At 48.3% G+C, this 18,758-nt stretch carries 19 protein-coding genes; 6 read left to right on the forward strand and 13 right to left on the reverse strand.

All coding sequences use genetic code 11. The annotated features are described in order from the left end of the window. Positions 1-7: 7 nt before the first annotated feature. Positions 8-523 carry an OmpA family protein gene (locus NEV57_RS01720; RefSeq protein WP_257656554.1) on the forward strand — a complete coding sequence of 172 codons (516 nt, stop codon included), beginning with the start codon at positions 8-10 and terminating at the stop codon, positions 521-523. Between the two features lie 33 nt (positions 524-556). Here the strand turns inward: NEV57_RS01720 and murI are convergent, their stop codons facing one another. Together murI and NEV57_RS01730 are read right to left on the reverse strand one after the other, a co-directional pair. Continuing rightward, complete coding sequence (gene murI / locus NEV57_RS01725) at positions 557-1,375, reverse strand: glutamate racemase (RefSeq protein WP_257656555.1); 819 nt, start codon at positions 1,373-1,375, stop codon at positions 557-559. A gap of 59 nt (positions 1,376-1,434) precedes the next feature. Then, positions 1,435-2,856, reverse strand: a complete 1,422-nt coding sequence (locus NEV57_RS01730; protein WP_257656556.1) for a glycoside hydrolase family 125 protein — start codon at positions 2,854-2,856, stop codon at positions 1,435-1,437. 229 nt (positions 2,857-3,085) lie between these two features. Between NEV57_RS01730 and NEV57_RS01735 the strand changes: the two genes are divergently transcribed. Further along, positions 3,086-4,726 carry a gliding motility protein RemB gene (locus tag NEV57_RS01735; RefSeq protein WP_257656557.1) on the forward strand — a complete coding sequence of 547 codons (1,641 nt, stop codon included), beginning with the start codon at positions 3,086-3,088 and terminating at the stop codon, positions 4,724-4,726. A 33-nt stretch (positions 4,727-4,759) separates the two neighbouring features. Further along, positions 4,760-5,182 (forward strand): type II 3-dehydroquinate dehydratase, encoded by a 423-nt coding sequence (gene aroQ / locus NEV57_RS01740; protein ID WP_257656558.1) that lies wholly within the window; start codon positions 4,760-4,762, stop codon positions 5,180-5,182. A gap of 38 nt (positions 5,183-5,220) precedes the next feature. On the opposite strand, the gene NEV57_RS01745 is transcribed toward aroQ, so the two are convergent. The 10 genes from NEV57_RS01745 to NEV57_RS01790 all read right to left on the reverse strand — a co-directional run bounded on the left by NEV57_RS01745 (position 5,221) and on the right by NEV57_RS01790 (position 14,588). Beyond that, positions 5,221-6,411 carry a multidrug effflux MFS transporter gene (locus NEV57_RS01745; RefSeq protein WP_257656559.1) on the reverse strand — a complete coding sequence of 397 codons (1,191 nt, stop codon included), beginning with the start codon at positions 6,409-6,411 and terminating at the stop codon, positions 5,221-5,223. A gap of 100 nt (positions 6,412-6,511) precedes the next feature. Next, positions 6,512-7,141 (reverse strand): response regulator transcription factor, encoded by a 630-nt coding sequence (locus NEV57_RS01750; protein ID WP_257656560.1) that lies wholly within the window; start codon positions 7,139-7,141, stop codon positions 6,512-6,514. Between the two features lies 1 nt (position 7,142). Continuing rightward, positions 7,143-8,420 carry a sensor histidine kinase gene (locus NEV57_RS01755; protein WP_257656561.1) on the reverse strand — a complete coding sequence of 426 codons (1,278 nt, stop codon included), beginning with the start codon at positions 8,418-8,420 and terminating at the stop codon, positions 7,143-7,145. Between the two features lie 485 nt (positions 8,421-8,905). After that, positions 8,906-9,739 (reverse strand): prolipoprotein diacylglyceryl transferase, encoded by an 834-nt coding sequence (lgt, locus tag NEV57_RS01760; RefSeq protein WP_257656562.1) that lies wholly within the window; start codon positions 9,737-9,739, stop codon positions 8,906-8,908. A 42-nt stretch (positions 9,740-9,781) separates the two neighbouring features. After that, positions 9,782-10,708, reverse strand: a complete 927-nt coding sequence (gene rimK / locus NEV57_RS01765; protein WP_257656563.1) for a 30S ribosomal protein S6--L-glutamate ligase — start codon at positions 10,706-10,708, stop codon at positions 9,782-9,784. Further along, positions 10,705-11,145, reverse strand: coding sequence for an ATP-dependent zinc protease family protein (locus tag NEV57_RS01770; RefSeq protein WP_257656564.1), 441 nt, complete (start codon positions 11,143-11,145; stop codon positions 10,705-10,707). The genes rimK and NEV57_RS01770 overlap by 4 nt, the downstream gene beginning before the upstream one ends. 13 nt (positions 11,146-11,158) lie before the next feature. Beyond that, positions 11,159-12,337, reverse strand: coding sequence for an AIR synthase related protein (locus NEV57_RS01775; protein WP_257656565.1), 1,179 nt, complete (start codon positions 12,335-12,337; stop codon positions 11,159-11,161). A gap of 53 nt (positions 12,338-12,390) precedes the next feature. Then, entirely contained in the window at positions 12,391-12,933 is a 543-nt protein-coding gene (locus NEV57_RS01780) for an OmpA family protein (protein WP_257656566.1), read from the reverse strand. Positions 12,934-13,053: 120 nt separating this feature from the next. Beyond that, on the reverse strand, positions 13,054-13,569 hold the full coding sequence (locus NEV57_RS01785; protein ID WP_257656567.1) for a hypothetical protein: 516 nt from the start codon (positions 13,567-13,569) through the stop codon (positions 13,054-13,056). A 38-nt stretch (positions 13,570-13,607) separates the two neighbouring features. Beyond that, entirely contained in the window at positions 13,608-14,588 is a 981-nt protein-coding gene (locus NEV57_RS01790) for a GlxA family transcriptional regulator (RefSeq protein ID WP_257656568.1), read from the reverse strand. Positions 14,589-14,734: 146 nt separating this feature from the next. Here NEV57_RS01790 and NEV57_RS01795 point away from each other — a divergent pair, with 146 nt between their 5' ends. Continuing rightward, on the forward strand, positions 14,735-15,835 hold the full coding sequence (locus NEV57_RS01795; protein ID WP_257656569.1) for an SGNH/GDSL hydrolase family protein: 1,101 nt from the start codon (positions 14,735-14,737) through the stop codon (positions 15,833-15,835). Between the two features lie 48 nt (positions 15,836-15,883). Here the strand turns inward: NEV57_RS01795 and NEV57_RS01800 are convergent, their stop codons facing one another. Then, a complete protein-coding gene (locus NEV57_RS01800; protein ID WP_257656570.1) occupies positions 15,884-16,204 on the reverse strand; it encodes a hypothetical protein in 321 nt (106 codons plus the stop codon). A 522-nt stretch (positions 16,205-16,726) separates the two neighbouring features. Between NEV57_RS01800 and NEV57_RS01805 the strand changes: the two genes are divergently transcribed. Continuing rightward, positions 16,727-17,089: a DUF6970 domain-containing protein gene (locus NEV57_RS01805; protein ID WP_257656571.1), complete on the forward strand. Its 363-nt coding sequence runs from the start codon at positions 16,727-16,729 to the stop codon at positions 17,087-17,089. A gap of 61 nt (positions 17,090-17,150) precedes the next feature. Continuing rightward, positions 17,151-18,545: an alpha-L-fucosidase gene (locus NEV57_RS01810; protein ID WP_257656572.1), complete on the forward strand. Its 1,395-nt coding sequence runs from the start codon at positions 17,151-17,153 to the stop codon at positions 18,543-18,545. Positions 18,546-18,758: the final 213 nt, after the last annotated feature.

Below are 18,758 nucleotides of genomic sequence, written 5' to 3' on the forward strand. Positions count from 1 at the left end.
TATATTCATGAAACGCGTTGTATATTTCTCTTTTTTGTTGCTTTTAAGCACGGTAGTATTTTCCTGCAAAAATAAGCAGATGACGGTCAATCCGGGCGCACGGGTAAGCGTTGATGGCACAAAGGATGGCCTAGAGCATGTGCAGCGTGATTTTGAAGATGCCTCACGCACCGATAGGGGCATCCTGGTTACGTTTGATTCTGACCTCTTATTTCCACTTAATTCATCTTACTTGACCGACCAGGCCAAGACAGAAATCGATAAACTGGTCAATCTTTTACGGGATTACCCCGGTGCCTCCCTGATTGTCGATGGGCACACCGATGCTACAGGTACGGCGGAATATAACCAGTGGCTTTCTGAAAAGCGGGCTGAATCTGTGAAGAATTATGCCGTAGAGCGCGGCCTTGATGCAAGTAAAATCACAACCAATGGATATGGGCAAAGTAAGCCCGTAGCACCCAATAACACAAAAGAAGGCCGGCAAGAGAACCGTCGGGTGGAAGTGACTATTGTCGAGTAATCAACTACACAATGATAGCCGGCGGCGCAATAATTAACCCAGTGTTAATGGCGCCGCTTTTATTTTTTTCCCATAGAATACCGCGGCCTTTTTTTCGAAATCCACCTCACTGTCGGTCGTGAAAAACTGAGTTGTACCTCCTTTGGTGCATAACTGCTCGATTTCGGGATGCCGGTGCAGGTAATCGGCAAGACTATTTGCAACCAGTTGGCCCTGTGCGAGCACCTGGATATGCGGTGGCATGTATTGCTTGATCAATGGCAATAACAGCGGGTAATGCGTGCAGGCAAGAATAACTGTGTCAATTTGCGGCGACTGCTGCAGCAGTCGTTTAATGTCCGCTTGGACAAAGTAGGCCGCTCCGGGGGAATCAAGCTCGTTATTTTCAACCAGCGGTACCCAAAAGGGACATGCCTGTTGGTATACCGTTATGTTCGGGAAGAATTTATGGATTTCAATGGGGTAGGAAGTCGATTTTACCGTGCCTGGCGTGGCCAGGATACCAACATGCCTGGTTTTAGTATAGTCACCGATGATTTCCGTTGTGGGGCGGATAACGCCCAGTACTTTACGTAAATCCGGGTACAGGGGTAAATCGACCTGCTGAATGGTGCGTAGTGCCTTGGCAGAAGCCGTATTACAGGCCAGCACCACCAGCCGGCAATCCATAGCAAATAACTGGTCGACACACTCCTTGGTGAATGCATAAACCGTTTCAAACGACCGGGTACCGTATGGTATTCTGGCGTTATCACCTAAATACACGTAATCATACTGGGGTAATTTTTTTGCGATTTCCCGAAAAACCGTCAATCCACCATATCCTGAATCGAATATACCTATAGGGCCCATAGCTGTCGTTATCTGTGCTCGGTAGCCTACGAATGTTTTTGTTGGTCAACGGCCACCTATTACTTTAGCAAATATGGCTTTTCTTTATAGGTTTTCCATAGAAATTCACCAAATAATGTATTTGCCCAGGCAAACCATTTACGGGTAAATTTTCCGGGGTCATCTTTGTGAAATGACTCATGCATAAATCCGGTATTACCATGAGTGCGGCGCAATACATCAATACATGTACGAATCTCATCGTCATTGTTGGCCGTAAGACCGCGCATGGTAATGGCCATGGGCCAGATCATATCGCGGCCGATATGCGGACCGCCAATCCCTTCGGCTGCCGTGCCCTTAAAAAAGAACGGATTGCCGGCCGACCATACATAGGCCCGTGTTCGCTGGTATACCGTATCGTTTTGATCCACCGCATTAAGGTAGGGTAGTGCCAACAGGCTTGGGATGTTGGCATCATCCATCATCAGGTAGCTGCCGAAACCATCCACCTCATAGGCATAGATGCGGCCATGCATCGGATGATCGACGATACCGTATGTATCCACGGCTTTTTTTACCTCATCGGCAAGGCCTAGCATCGCTTTGGCCAATTCCTGCTCGCCGGCAATGGCCGCCAGCATCTCGGCCGATTGCCGCAGGCTCACTACGGCAAACAGGTTCGAAGGAATAAGGAAGGAGAACATCGTGGCGTCGTCGCTCGGCCGAAAGGCGGAACAGATTAAACCAACGGGATTTACCGGGTATCCATAACCGTCTACCTGTAAGGTGTCTGTTCCACGGGAAGTGGTACGTGCAAACTGATAGGGGCCAAGGTCTGTTTTCCGCTGCTGCTCCCTGAACGTATTAAGGATGTTGCGTTGTGCGGCAACCCACTCCGCATCGAATGGCGCCGTATCACCCGTGGTCTTCCAATAGCCATAGGCCAGCCGTATGGGATAACAAAGCGAATCGATTTCCCATTTCCGTTCGTGGATGCCGGGTTTCATAGCGGTATGGTCGCTTCCCCACTCGCCCACACGGGTAGGGTCATTATAAAATGCGTTGGCGTAGGGATCGATGTTGATGCATTCACTTTGTTTATTGATCAGTCCGGCGATAAGCCGTTGGAGGTTATTGTCACTGTGCATAAACGGCAGGTACGGCCATACCTGCGCGCTGCTGTCGCGGAGCCACATCGCATCAATATCCCCCGTGATGACATACGTCGACGGTTTTCCGTTTTTATCATCGGGAAAGACTGTGGTATCCAGCGTATTAGGGAAACAGTTTTCAAAGAGCCAGCCAAGTTCTTTATTGCCGGCATGACGCCGGAATTCCTGAATGGCCTGTTCGATGGCAGCACTCACAAAGTGACGCTGGTTTTTGGGTACACGTACCTCGGGAAAATCAGCAACGGGAACAGCTAAGGATGGGAACTGGTTTATCATCACGCCGGCACCCAACGCCGTCGTATGCTGGATAAATAATCTTCGATTCATGATATCGTGTGTTGTTTACGGTCTGTAATCCGGTATGCAATATGCAAAAAATATCGTTCAACTGAATATGCAAATTCGATTTAGTCACTCAATTACGCGTGTTTGATCCGTGACTGAACAAAACATGTGCATGCTGATTGGTTTTCCCGGCTGTGAAATCTTCACCAACCAGCAATTAATGGCTTAATTCTTGGTTGGCAATGTTATCTTTGCTAACTGAAAAAATGTTATGATTAAACCGTTACTGTTTTTTAGCCTGCGGATTGCCTTTGTATTTGTCATTATCGGGTGCTCGTACGTGGGAAAGGCCCAATCTACTTATCAGCCGTATTCTTATCAATTTTATCAGAAGCTTAACAGCACCCTGTATAATACCGATACCCGACTTCATACGGCACTAAAGCCAATGATTATTGATGACAACCTGAAACCGCGGTACGATTCGCTGATGCAACTGGGTGTGGTCGAACGGAATTCCTGGGGCGGGCGTAAACTGTACAACGAGCACCTAGTGACGGTGGAAAACGATGAGTATACATTCTATGCCGATTTTTTACCGGACTTCCAGATCGGACGTGATTTTGCGGGGGGCGGACAGACTACCTGGTTGAATACCCGTGGTGCCCAAGCGGGGGTAACCATTGGCGAAAACTTCTCCTTCCACGCTAATTTTTTTGAAAACCAGGCTATTTTTCCCGACTATTTAGGTGATTATGTTTTTAAAAATGCAATTACTCCTGGACAGGGGCATGGGAAAACAACCGCATCAAATCAAAAAATTAAGGACTGGATGTATGCATCAGCATCCCTGTCTTATACCGTGAACAAATACCTGAATGTTACCCTGGCATACGACAAAAACTTTATTGGTGACGGCTATCGTTCGATGCTCCTGTCAGATGTCTCGTCAAATTATACCGCACTGAAACTCACCGGAAAACTGGGAAATGTACAATACATGAGTATGTGGACATACATGATCGACCCCATGCATACCCGTGCACCGGATACGCTGACACGTGCCGGTGATAACTGGAAGTGGGGGGCGTTCCAGTATCTTGACTGGAATGTAAATAACCGGTTTTCAGTCGGTTTATTCCAGTCGGTTGTCTGGGGTGCGAGAAATGCCATGGGCCGGCGCGGGTTTGACTTCAACTATTTCAATCCTATTATTTTTATGCGGCCGATCGAACTCACCAACACTTCGTCGCCGGATAAGATGCACCTGGGCCTGAATACGAAGTATAAAGTGCTGCGTAACCTGACGGTATACGGCCAATTTCTTCTCGGGGAATTCACGGCGAAGGAATTTTTCTCCGGAAAAGGTCATGTGAACAACAAATGGGGTGCGCAGATTGGCTTCAGGGGATTCGATGCATTCGGTATCAAGGACCTGAATTTCCTTGCGGAGTATAACACCGCCCGTCCATACACGTATGCGCATTTCGATCCGGTGAGCAACTATAGCAATTACGGGCAGCCGCTTGCCCACCCCTGGGGGGCCAATTTCAGGGAACTCGTGGGGATACTGAATTATTCTTATCAACGGTTTGATTTTTCCCTAAAAGGTACCTGGGGACAGTTTGGCACCGATGCCAATTCATCGGTCAACTTTGGACAGGACATCTTTAAATCATACGACACACACCAACGCGTTTATGGAAATTACATTGGCCAGGGCGTGAAAAACAACTTGCTGTACACCGATGGGCAGGTATCTTACCTGTTTAATCCGAAATACAATCTCCGCGTCGAAGCGGGAGCGGTTTACCGGCGGCATGAAGTGCCGGAACAGGGAATACATCATCAGACAGGGATGATAACGTTGGGACTCCGGGCGACATTCCGCAATTTTTATTATGATTTTTAGGAAATTCCAATATTTTTTGGATATTGCAATGCGATGAATAAAATAGTGATTATCAATGGGCCGAACCTGAACCTATTAGGGGTCAGGGAAACCAGCGTCTATGGCGACCGCGATTTCCAGTCTTATTTCGAAACGCTGCGCAGCCGCTACCCGGCCGTTGACCTGATGTATTTTCAGAGCAACCACGAAGGTGCCATCATTGATAAGATCCATGAAGTCGGCTTTTCCGCAGCAGGCATCGTACTTAATGCGGGTGCATATACCCATACTTCATTAGCGATTGCAGATGCCATTGCAGCGGTAACTGCGCCGGTAATTGAAGTGCATATATCCAATGTATATGCCCGTGAATCTTTCCGCCATCACTCATATCTTGCAAAAAACTGCAAGGGTGTCATCTGTGGTTTTGGCCTTGATGGTTACCGGCTGGCACTTGAAAGTTTATTGGGACAATAGCCAATCGCGTAATCCCACGACAGCCTTATTTTTTCCAATTACCGGGCAGCTGTTCGGTCGAGCAGCGTGATGAGCAGGCTTAAGCCAGCACACCCGGCCATGACAACAGCCATGGGTATTGCCGTTCCGTTGTGGAAATAGCTTACCAGTGCGGAAGATAGTGCACCACAGGCCATCTGTAAACTGCCCAGGAGGGCTGAAGCACTTCCGGCTAAGCGGTTGAATGGACTGAGCGCAAGTGCGGATGTATTAGGAAATACAAATCCCTGGGCCCCGAGAAAAACAAAAATAATAGCGACCATAACAAAGAGGTTAATGGTCCCCATTAGACAGCATATGGTCAGGGTAATCCCGGCCGCCGATTGAACCATCAACGCAATTCTTGCTACTTTTTCACTGCTGTGGCGGTTAAGGACACGCCGGTTCAGTTGACTTGCAACGATCAGCGCCGATGCGATCAGGGCGAATATGAATCCATATTGCTTTTCAGTAACCCCGAATAAGGTGAGCATAACATAAGGAGACCCGGCCAGGTAAGCATATAAACCCGAAGATGCCAGTCCGCCTGCAAAGGCGTAAGTAAAAAACTGCCGTGTCGTAAACACCTCCCAGTACGACGTAATGATCGGCTTGGGCAGCAGTGAAATTTCCGGGTTTGGCGGTTGGCTTTCGGGTAGGGAGAGGCATACAACCGCCAGGATCAATGCGGTAATGACTGCCAGTACCAGAAAGATCGCATGCCATCCCCAATGGGCAATCACAAAACTGCCGACTGACGGGGCTAATATGGGTGAAACACCGATAACCAGCATGAGCAGGGAAAAGATCTTGGCACTCTCGGCGGGCCCGAAGAAATCGCGGATCATGGCACGTGAGGCCACCATGCCGGCACAGCTGCCCAGTGCTTGTATAAACCGGAATAAAATTAAATGATCAGCCAGGTTGGTCAGGGCGCAGCCAATAGACGCGCCGATGTAAATAACCAGTCCCACAATCAACGGTTTCTTGCGGCCGAAGCGATCAAGCAACGGGCCATAAATAAGCTGACCGGACGCGATACCGATAAAAAAGGAGGTAAGTGATAACTGGATATGGGCTACTGATGTATTGAGGCTATTTGCAATCGATTCAAAACCTGGCAAATACATGTCAATGGAAAAAGGTCCGATAGCCGATAACAGTCCAAGTATGAAAATGGTCAAAAGCGGACGGTGCTGCGCTGTTGTCATGAATAGGGCAAATGTAATGCTATACCGGTGATTAACAAAAAAAATGCCACGTGGATGATTGCAAGTGTCACTTGGGTAATTAACACCTGTAACCGGCGGCTTACAGCTTGTTCATCCAGTTGTTTGCGCTGGCAATTTTGAGCGCGTCCACTTTACTGCTTACCTCCAGTTTTCGGTAAATATTCTTGATGTGGCTGCGTACCGTCTCCCGACTGATGTAAAGGTCAGCTGCAATTTTGGAGTAACTTTTCCCTTCAGCGATGCTTTGGAGTACTTCGGTTTCCCGTTCCGAAAGGGGCGAGTCCGGTTGCAGCTGAAAGGACTGGACAACCATACGGGCGATCGAGAGACTCATTGGTGCACCGCCGGCGACCGCTTCGTCAATGGTCTGGACAATGCTCTCGAGGTTTGAATTTTTGACTATGTATCCGCCGGCACCTGCACAAAGCGACTGGAAGACCTTTTCACTGTCTTCCAACACCGTAATAATAAGCACGATGCAATCTGGTAGTACCTTTTTTATCTGAGCCGTTCCGGCAATGCCACTCATTCCAGGTAATTCAATATCCATAAGCACGATATCCGGCTGGTCTTTGTCCAGGTTGGCTAGCGCATCCTCGCATGTCGCGTAACGGTTAACCACCTGATATTTATTAACACTGCTCAACACCGTACTGAACCCTTCACGTATAGCGGCGATATCTTCAATGATGGTAATCCTCTTTTCCATATCAGGTTAATTGGGTGTGTTTTGTGCTGTTATCTTGAGTTGTTGGTACCTCTACCTGAACCCGGGTGCCGGTCTTATTGTAAGCAATGTTAAATGTCAACCCGTTTTCGTTGCTTCTTTTTCTCATATTGGCCAGCCCTGAATGCGGCGTTGACTGATCGGGAATTTTCCATCGGCCGTTATCTTCCAGCAGCAGGCGGAAATGATTATGGGAGAGCTCCACGTCAAAAACGATTTCACTTGCACCGGAATGCTTTGCAGCATTGGTCATGGCTTCCTTAAAAATGTAGATAATATGCCTGGTTAAAAAGGGAGCGATCCGTTTATGGACATACTGGTTCGCTGCCGGAATATGTGCGGAGAACGCGACATCAAATTGATTGTAATAATGCTGTCCAAAGGCAGTAAGGTAAGCCAGCACCGCCTCCATATCGTCGCTGTTATGATTGATGCTCCACAGGAAATCACGGCTTGCCGAATAAAGGTGTTCGCTGTTCTCGATAATATTATCTATGAGCGGTTTTAAGTTTTCGTCGTGGCCTGCCTTTAACCGAAGTATTCCGGCCTGCCGGGTAATGGCGGAAAGGATGTTGCCGGTTTCATCGTGGAAGTCGCGGGCTAGTGACTGCCGCATTGTTGATAACTGGCTGGTGCGCTCTTCGACGGCCTTATTAAGACTATCAATCTGTTTCCGCTGTTGCTGCCTGACCTGCAGCTTGGCTTCGTCATACTGCTGATAAACCATCCAGAAGAAAACACCAAAGAAAATGGTAATGCTGATATGGTAAACAAAAGCCACCTCAATGCGTTCAGGCACATAGGCGTTTTCCGGATAAACGGTATGGTCCAGGCTATTCAGCGCAAGAATAAAAAGAGCCAATAAATTGCTGAATAACATCGTTTTACCCACCCTTCGATCCGCCCAGAAGCCAGTTAGCAACAACAGGTAGAGAGCTGAAGTCTGGATTGAAAGAATACCACCGCTCTGTAAGCAGTTTCGAATGATTACGGCATAACCGGTAAGCATTGTTACCGCAAGCGGGAACATAAAGCGGCCGGTAATTTTGATGTGAAACAGCGTATAGATGCAGATACCGCAAAGCACGTAATAATAACCTGCAAGCGGAGAAAACAGCAATAGGATAGAGGGAAGGATAATCAGTAATGCGGTAGCTACCACATAGGCGATGACCACGGTACAAAGCTGGTCGTAAATAACCGATTGCCTGTTCCGCAGTGCATTGGGTATAAAATAATGGTAAATATAGGACGGTATCATGTTGTATACAGCAATAGATATATCCCTAATGCAGCCAGGTAATCGCTTAGGATATTATCTATAATAGGTAGTTGATTACATTAATTGGGAACAAAATTAGCATATAATCAGGATTATACCCTAACTATATCTTCTAACTTTTTAAAAATCCCCCAATTTGGGGGATACACGGCATGAAAAGGTAGGTTAGCTTTGTGTCGTTGTTTTATCAGCGCCGGATTCATCTACGAAACAGCAGTTACTTGACAAGATGCCCGACCTAAACCGTTGAAGTGCGGACGGACGCCAATATCCGGCGCCGTCCGGCTTCTTACTATTCGCATTGATTTGAGAAATTCAGGATGACCGGTACCGGGAGCCGCTTGTTTTTTGGAATAAAAGCCTATATAACTGGCATATTACCTTCGTTTGATGACGACAAATTGATACCTCGCGTTGATGACCTCGACAACCTGCCAGCAAGCAGGTAAGCCCGCTGCACCGGCCTATCGCTTCTTTTCAGGTTCGTGCTTGAATGGTCTGAACAGCAGGTAAATGCCGGTTGCAATAAAGGGGAGGCTCAACAGCTGTCCCATATTGTATTTCATGCCTTCTTCAAATGCTTCCTGGTTTTCCTTTACGAATTCCAGCGCAAAACGGGCACCAAACAACGTGACCAGGAACAGCCCGAACATATACCCCGGTTTAAGCGATGCTTTTCGGTGATACATATTCCAAAGCAGCAAAAAGATAAGCACGTAGCAAATGGCCTCATATAGCTGTGCCGGGTGACGGGGAACTTGGTCTACTTGCTCGAAGACAACAGCCCATGGCAGATTTGAAGGTAAACCGATAATCTCGGAATTGAAAAAATTGCCAATCCGGACAAAAGCACCGGCCAGTGCAACGACGATAACCAGCCGGTCTGTAATCCAGAGGAAGTTGACTTTCGTCTTGCGGCAGAACAGGAAAATGCCTACCAGAATACCGATGGCCCCGCCATGACTTGCCAGGCCCCGGAATCCCGTTAAAGTGAACTGTCCGTTGACATATGTGTATGGCAGGATCATTTCCAGCGGATGGTCTTTATAATAGTCAAATTCATAGAACAGGCAATGGCCCAGCCGGGCGCCCAGCAGGGTGCCCAGAAAAATATAGATGCTCAGCTGGTCAAGTAGTTCCTGCGACTTGTTTTCCCGTTTGAAAATGTGCAGCATCAACAGGTAACTGCTGATAAAGGCCAGTAAAAAGCACAAGGTGTAATACCGTAATCCGAAAGTTCCGATATTGAATATTTCGGGATCGATATTCCAATGAATTACGTTGAAAATGCTGCTCATGACGATTATTTTGTGTTCAGGCCGGTAAATATAATGTATCTTTTATAATTTTTGCCCTCCCTTGCTTTTCCGTTCCTTCTTTGTCTGCGTAATGGCTGTATACTGTTTTTCGAGGAAACTGATAATTTCCGCTGCAATGTCCTTTTTCGTTGCTTTCTCTATGCCCTCAAGCCCCGGTGAGGAATTAACCTCCAGCACGAGCGGGCCCCTGTCCGAGGGCAGCATATCCACACCGCAGACCGTCAGGCCAAGCTCTTTCGCCGCCCGTATCGCGGTCTCCCGCTCGGCTTTGTTGAGTTTGATTATTTCCGCTGATCCGCCGCGGTGCAGGTTAGAGCGGAATTCACCTTCCTTTGCGGTTCGTTTCATGGCACCCACCACTTTACCGTCCACCACAAACGCACGGATATCCGTACCCTTGGATTCCTTGATGTATTCCTGGATCAAAATGTTATTGCCGAGTCCGTAGAACGCTTCTATTACCGAAGAAGCTGCCTTTTTGGTTTCCGCCAACACGACACCGATACCCTGTGTGCCTTCCAGCAATTTGATAACAAGAGGTGGCCCGCCTACCATTTTAATCAGGTCGTCCACATCGCGTGTGCTGCGCGCAAAACCGGTAATGGGCATACCGATTCCGGCCCCTGAAAGAATTTGCATGCAGCGCAGCTTGTCGCGTGAACGGGTAATGGCCTGGCTGGGGTTTGCCGATATAACTCCCATCACTTCAAACTGGCGGACAATTGCCGATCCGTAGAACGTCACCGAAGCACCGATCCGGGGGATAATCGCGTCGATATCCGAGATATCCTGCCCGTTGTAATGAATACTCGGTAGGCCCTGTTTAATACCGACATAACACTTGCTATGGTCGATTACGACACATTCATGTCCACGACCATGTGCAGCTTCTACCAGCCGGCGGGTAGAATATAGATTTTTTAATGTGGATAATACGGCAATTTTCACGGTGTATCTGGAATAATGCGTGTTTTGGATAAGTTAGCCTTGGATACGTCCACTAAAAAACGTTTCCGGATAAAGGTCCGGCCTAACAGTAGGGGGAACTCCATATCCGACCGGTCGCGCAGCGAAAGTTCAATTTCATATAACTGGCCAAATAAGGAGATATCCGTTCGGATAATGTATCGTTCCTCTTCCTGTCCGAATGAATTTCTAAATGTGCGCCGACTGTGAAAAGGCCTCACATAAGTATTCAGAGTTGCTCCGAAACGCCCATCCAATGCCTGGAATTCGACATACGGGGCACCCGCTTCCTTTATTAACCGGATATGGCTGCAATGCAGTACCGATGTGCGCGCGCCCGTATCAATTTTTGCGGGGACACCAAAAATACCCAGGCTGGGTAAATCCACCCGTTCTTTCCAGCCAATTGTTTCCATCATCGGCGGTTAGCTGTTAAAAGTAACTGAATTCACCAAATTCACTGCGCACCGTTACCTGTTTGGTCTCGGCAGCTTCAACATGACCGATGACCCGTGCAGCAATACCATAGCGCTCCGCGATAGCAATCAGCGGCGCAGCCAGTGCTTCAGGCACATACAGCTCCATGCGGTGGCCCATATTAAACACCTTGTACATTTCTTTCCAGTCGGTGCCTGATTCATCGTGGATCAATCGGAAAAGCGGAGGAACATCAAAAAGATGATCTTTGATAACATGAAGGTGATCAATAAAATGCAGCACTTTCGTCTGCGCGCCGCCGCTGCAATGTACCATGCCATGGATTTCACTCCGGTAAGCATCGAGTATGGTTTTAATAACCGGCGCGTAAGTGCGCGTAGGGGAGAGTACTAGTTTTCCTGCGTCTATATATTGATTATCACCAATATGTATCGCATCAGTTAAACTCTTGCTTCCTGAAAATACCAGCTCCTGCGGAATAGCAGCGTCGTAGCTTTCCGGATATTTGGCAGCAATTGCTTTTTGAAACACATCATGCCTTGCCGATGTGAGCCCATTGGATCCCATGCCGCCGTTGTAAGCCTGTTCATAGGTTGCCTGTCCATAGGAAGCGAAACCGACAATAACATCGCCGGCCCTGATGCGATCATTTGAGATTACCTCATCGCGTTTCATCCGGCAGGTTACTGTACTGTCCACGATAACGGTCCGCACAAGATCACCCACATCGGCAGTTTCCCCACCGGTGGAGTAGATACCTATTCCCAACTCACGCAATTCAGCCAGGATTTCTTCCGTTCCATTGATAATTTCGGCTATTACCGCTCCCGGAATCAGGTTTTTGTTACGTCCGATGGTAGAGGAAAGGAGGATATTATCGGTTGCTCCCACACATAACAGATCGTCCAGGTTCATTACGATGGCATCCTGGGCAATTCCCCGCCACACCGAAAGGTCGCCTGTCTCTTTCCAATAGGCATAGGCCAGTGAAGACTTGGTGCCTGCACCATCGGCATGCATGATGTTACACCAATCATCCTGGCCACCTAATATATCCGGGATAATTTTGCAGAATGCCTTGGGAAACAACCCCTTGTCGATGTTTTTAATGGCATTGTGCACGTCCTCTTTACCGGCAGATACGCCCCGTTGGTTATATTTTAAGTCTGACATCTTGCGGCAAAGATAACGAATCGGTATCAGACGAGGGAAACGGATTTAAGACGTTATTGCCCTGATCCGTTTGCCAGTTTAATTTCCACGCGGCGATTCAGTGTCCGGCCTGCCTCTGTATTGTTGGAAGCGACCGGCTGAGTAGCCCCAAATCCCTCGGTGATCAGGTTGTTTCCCGAAATACCGGAGTTTACAAGATAGAGCTTAACCGCATTCGCACGGTCTACGGATAAGGACATGTTATATTCGGCAGTACCCTCAATGGATGCGTGGCCGTTCACATAAAATTTGGCGTCCGGATCTTTTTGCATTTCCCTTGAGATCTGATCCAGTACCGCGTACGACTCTGTTTTCAGTACATGGGAATCGTATTCAAACTGGATATTCCTGAAATTAAAATTAGGCGCCTCCACGGGAGCAGGTTCAGGAGCCGGCGCCGGTGCGGGCTTCTCTTCAACTACGGGTGCCGGTTCCGGCTTTTCCTGGACAACTTCCGCTGCCGGTTGCAACGCCACTTTCTTCGGCGCACAAGCCTGTTGTAAAAAAACAAATAAGACGGCCACCGCGGCCAGTTTCCAAATAGTAAAGGTTTTCATGGGTAATGATTTTATTTCAGTAAACATAGAAAATAATCCTGTAAAGTTGGTTAGGTAAACGCAATGATAGTGCCAATTTGCTTTCCACGAGCGCATTAAAAATAGCACTTGGAATTTTAGTTACGAGATTACCGCGCCGAGCAGGATATCACGCCACATGGCCGCCATTTCGGGACTGTACTGCGCCACGGGGATGTGAAGTTCGATGGTATGGAGCGCGGTAGGGCCTTCCACGATATAAGCCAGTAAAACGGAAGACCCACACACGTTGTCCGCTTCGCTGGGCGGGCTGATACAATAAAGGATTGCCGTGCGGCCCGAGGCAACTTTCCGGTCGATGATTTCCAGGGCGGCCTGCGGGCAGGCCGACTTTACATATGCCCATTTTTCTTCCGGAGCACCCTCAGCCTTCATGGGGTAATACCGTTTGTCGATCGTGGTAATCACAATGGAGTCAACAGGCGCCGTTTCCCCTGTTGCCGTGCGCACGGTATATAATGTGCCGCGGATGGCTTTGGTGTCTTTGGGGATTTTCTGGCTTTTCCACCGGTAAGCAGCAGGTAATTCAATGCTGATCCGTTCCTTGCCGGGTTTGGGCTGTGCAAACGCGGTGAAACAGGCCAGCACAGCGATCATTAGGACTGATATTATCCGGGCAGGATACTGCATACTGATTAAATGATCGGTTCAAATCGCATCGCAAATTTATCACGATATGCTTTCGGTGTCATGCCGGTGTTTTCTTTGAATAACTGCCGGAAATTTTTCATATCGTTATAACCCGCGCACAACATGATTTCAAAAAGGCCCTTTTCTGTATTTTCCAATAGCTTCTTAGCCGCTTCTATTTTGGTTTTTTGCAAATACCGGATAGGGGTCAGGCCTGTGGCCTGTTTAAAACGGCGGACAAAATTGCGTCTGCTCGCGGGGATGTCTGCAATGGCCTCTTCAATACTTTTTATTTCGGGGAATTCCTGTTTGATTTTGTGCTGCACGCGCATGACCAGCTCATCATCGTGCGCTTCCGCAGGTTCAAAATGGCTGAAATAGGCCTGGTTTTCCCGATCCATATCAATGGAAAACACTTTCGCAATGCGGACAGCCAGTGCCCTGCCGCAGTATTTCTGAAGCAGCGCCAGCTTTAAATGAAAACCGCTTGTGGCCCCGCCGCTGGTATAGATATTGGTGTCCTGCGTAACCACGGCATCCTGCTGGATATCGACCTCCGGAAAATAAGCAGCCAGCTTGTCGGCTGCGTCTACGTGGGTTGTCGCCTTTTTGCCATTCAGCAGTCCGGATGCGGCAAGCAGAAAAGCACCGGTACAGATACTGGCCAGTGTAGCGCCACGTTCATACTGTGCCCGGAGCCAGGGTAAGAAACAGCCGTTTTCAGCCAGCGTATTTCCCAGGTCTACCGGCCCGAATGCCGGAACGAAAACAAGGTCATATTGGCGATCGGCAGTAAATGTGGCGTAGGGGATATGGTTAATGGCATCAGGCAGCACGTTATCCGGTGCAATACCCACAAATGTAATTTCAAAAAAATCGGACTTGCCTTCTTCCCGTAAAAACCGGTTGGCAGTTTCAAAAACATCCACGATGGCAGCCATGCTCAACAGCCGGTATTTCGTGGTCAGAACAATCGATAGCTGCATGGGTCGTTTATAAGGTATTTGTTTTGATCACTACAAACTTAACTAAAATATGCTACATCCCGTTGGTCGAAAATGAAATACTAAATGGGATTTTATCAGCGAAAACACTATTTTAGCGAAACGATAACCGCTTAATTCCTAATGTTATGAGAACGAATGTATGCCTTATATTATTGTGTTTTACCTGCTTCGGTACCCTGTCGGTCCATGCCCAGGAAATGCGATGGAGAAATCCAATGGACGGAAATACCCACACCATCCAGGGACAATTACCCATCGCTTCCCTGGAAGGGAGTTATTATCGTCTTCCGGATGATATGGAACAACTGGTCAGGCCGCCGGTATGGAATTTATCCCGCCAGCATGCGGGCGTGTATATCGAGTTTACAACCGACGCCAGCTCCATTACCGTGCGCTACCAGGTTTCGGAAGCGCTGGACATGCCGCATATGCCCGCTACGGGTGTCAGCGGGGTGGACCTGTATGCAAAACATAAAAACGGCGGCTGGGACTGGGCAGCAGGATCATACCAGTTTGGCGATACCATTACCTACCGTTTTGCTAATCTGGCCATCGGCAATGAAAAAAAAATGCGGTTGTACCTGCCGCTTTATAATAGCGTGACCTGGATGGAAATAGGGGTGGGGCCTGATGCGGCTTTTGAATTTGTGCCGGCCACGGCTGACCGCCCTGTTATCGTCTACGGGACATCCATTGCACAGGGCGCGTGCGCCAGTCGACCGGGACTGGCCTGGACATCTATTTTGGCAAGGCAGCTTGATCTTCCAATGGTGAATCTCGGTTTTTCGGGGAACGGTCGGTTGGAGAAGCCGTTAATTGATTTGATTGCAACCGTGGATGCACGCCTTTTTGTGCTGGATTGCATGCCAAACCTAACTCCGGGGTCGGTTCCCGATCCTGAAATCCTGGCCCGGATTGAATATGCGGTAACGCACCTGAAAGAAAGACATCCGGATACGCCGATCCTGCTGGTTGAGCACAGTGGGGGCGGGTCACCGCAGGTGATTGATACCGCCAGGAGCGCAAACTACCGGCATACGAGTGAACTGATGCGTTCGGCTTATCAAAAATTGGTCAGTCAAGGCACAAAAGGGCTATACCTGTTGACAACGGAAGCTATCGGCATGGGTACGGAGTCGACTGTCGACGGCGTTCATCCCAACGATATCGGCATGATGCAACATGCAACTGCCTATCGGGAAATGATCAATACAATACTGAAATAAACACCGGTTTATCCGGTGCCAGAGGAAGACCGTGTTTTGACGGGCCGTTTACTGTTTCACGGGAATAAAGCGCTCCAATACGGCAATTGTTTTCTCCTGGGCCCTGATCACCTTTCTCAATGATTCGATGGTCTGTTCGTAACTCTCGGTATCTTTGAGCATGGTGCCGTTTCCCGTGAGTACCCATTCAGCACTCAAGTCAGGATAGAGCCGTAGAATGCTTTCTAACTTATCAACGCCTATTGTCTTATTTTTCTTTAATTGCCCACCGAAGGAACCGTTTGAAATGCCTATGGACTTTTCAAATGTACTTATGCGGATGCCTTTGAAATCAATATATTCCTTAATCCGTTTCAGAGTTGTAGACATGCTGAAAAACCCTATATAAAAAATTACAATACATTAAGCAGTATGCGATGTTTTCGTTCTGTAGCCATACGGAAAATAATCGCAGCGATAACAAAAATATCAAAAATAATTACCACAAATAATGCCAAAACCTTTACTGTTAATAAATTCAGTAGGTTGCGTTTCGCAAATGTGTTCTGCTTTCCGGCAAAACAGCGGCAAATAGGCGCTATGCGCTGCCGGTATCGCAACGATAGTAATAACCGTCTATTTCCGGAAACGTCAACGTATGTGCTTTATCTAACATGTTGTAAAACAAACTTTTAAATCAGTTGACGCCAACTGTTCTGTTTTCCGGACGGTATTGCCGGGACACCGGATTCTACTAGTTTCCTTCGGGGGACTTTCCGTGATTTATCCGGACGGGCTGTTTCCGTACCAGCGGGTTTCGACCAACCGGTATGTCTGTTCAGTTAGTTCATTTTTTAGTGTTCCATACATCAATATAAATGTTACCTTTATACAGACTAAGCGGTATGAATCATGAGAGGCTTAACCGACATAACAACACTGGCCGTAGGTATCGCGTTATCCGTGACCGGCTGCAGCAGTCAAAATCTAACCCGGGAGGAAGTGCCTCCCTGCATTAAACAGGCAATCGAGCAGATCCAGGCGGCAAATGTAAGAAACCCGCCCGGTAGTGTCTGGCAGTACCAATACAACGGACAAACGGTATATTACATTCCCGCATATTGCTGCGATTTACCCAGTCAGCTGCTGGACAGCGCCTGTAACCTGATATGCAGTCCGGATGGCGGTTATACCGGAGCGGGCGACGGCCGGTGTACCGATTTTTTCGAGCGCCGGCAAAACGAAAAACTGATCTGGCAGGATAGCCGGAAATGAATCCATTCCGCAATGGCGGAATGAAAGCTGCACCTAATCAAAGATATAAACCTTAATCGCGATGAAGAAAACATTATTTCTCGTATGCTTCCTGTATTTAACGGCTGCAGCCCTGGTGGCTGATGCACAGGAGGGAGCGGTACCGGTCTGGGCACAGGAAACACCGGAACACCGGACGGAACGGATGGCTTGGTGGCGACACGACCGGTTCGGCATGTTTATCCACTGGGGTTTATATGCAGTGCCAGCCCGCCATGAATGGGTTCAAAATCACGAACAGTTGTCCACCGAAGTGTACCGCGACCGGTATTTTGAGCGATTTGATCCGGATTTGTATGACCCGAAGGAATGGGCTGCGCAGGCCAAAGCCGCGGGGATGAAATATGTCGTGCTGACCACAAGGCACCACGAAGGGTTCAGTCTCTGGGATACAGAATACAGTGACTACAAAGCGACCAATACGCCTGCGGACCGCGACTTGCTTAAACCCTTTGTCGATGCCTTTCGCGCGGAGGGACTTAAAGTCGGATTCTACTTTTCCATGATCGACTGGCACCACCCTGATTTTACAATAGACCGTGTGCATCCGCTGCGTAACAACAAAGAGGCCCGGGCAGCGAACGCCCGGCGGGATATGGACAATTTCCGGCAGTTCCTGAAAAACCAGCTGACCGAACTGCTTACCGAATACGGGAAAATCGATCAGCTTTTTTTTGATTTTTCCTACCCCGGGGAAGACGGCAAGGGGCACGAAGACTGGGATAGCGAAGGGTTGTTGGAACTGGCGAGACGTTTGCAGCCCGGTATCATTATCAATGACCGGCTCGATCTGAATGATAAATCCTGGGGATGGGACTACGTGACACCGGAACAGTTCATGCCCAGTGCCTGGCCGGAGCGTGATGGGGTACAGGTGCCCTGGGAAACGTGCCAGACATTCTCCGGTTCGTGGGGTTACCATCGCGATGAGCATAGCTGGAAAAGCAACAACCAGCTGATTGCCATGCTTATTGAGGTGGTAAGTAAAGGAGGGAACTTATTGCTCAATGTCGGACCCACAGCCCGTGGTAATTTTGACGAACGGGCTAAAGAGCGGCTCGCCGCAATAGGCCAATGGATGAAATACAATAACCGGTCGATATATGGTTGCACGGCAGCCCCCGCTACATTTGAACAGCCCGATAACTGCCTGCTCACCTACAATCCCGAAACCAAAAGGCTTTATGTGCACCTGTTGCAATGGCCGTTCAAAACACTGTACCTGCCTAATTATAAAGGAAAGGTCGCCTATGCCCAATTCCTGCATGACGGTTCGGAAGTACAGTACACCTCGCGTACTGCGGCTCCGGCAGGCGGGCATACAACAGTAACGGCCGGTGAGAACGACCTCATTGTTGAGCTGCCTGTGATCAAGCCGGATGTGGAAATCCCGGTCATCGAACTTATACTGGAGTAAGCCAAACGAAGGACGATAAATTAAAACTACTGTTTTTTGACAATTTATACTACTACTTCTATATGCATTACGTATATTTGTCCCATGAAACAATTTATGCATAATCTGATGCCGTGTACTAACGCTGTAAAGTGAGGGGCAGCCGTTATACATAAGTGTGGATAACAAGATGACGCCTCCGCTAAAAATTAGGGGAGGTTTTTCATTTACCAT

Origin of the sequence: Parapedobacter lycopersici (assembly GCF_024643285.1) — a bacterium.
In the GTDB taxonomy this organism is placed as follows: Bacteria; Bacteroidota; Bacteroidia; order Sphingobacteriales; family Sphingobacteriaceae; genus Parapedobacter; species Parapedobacter lycopersici.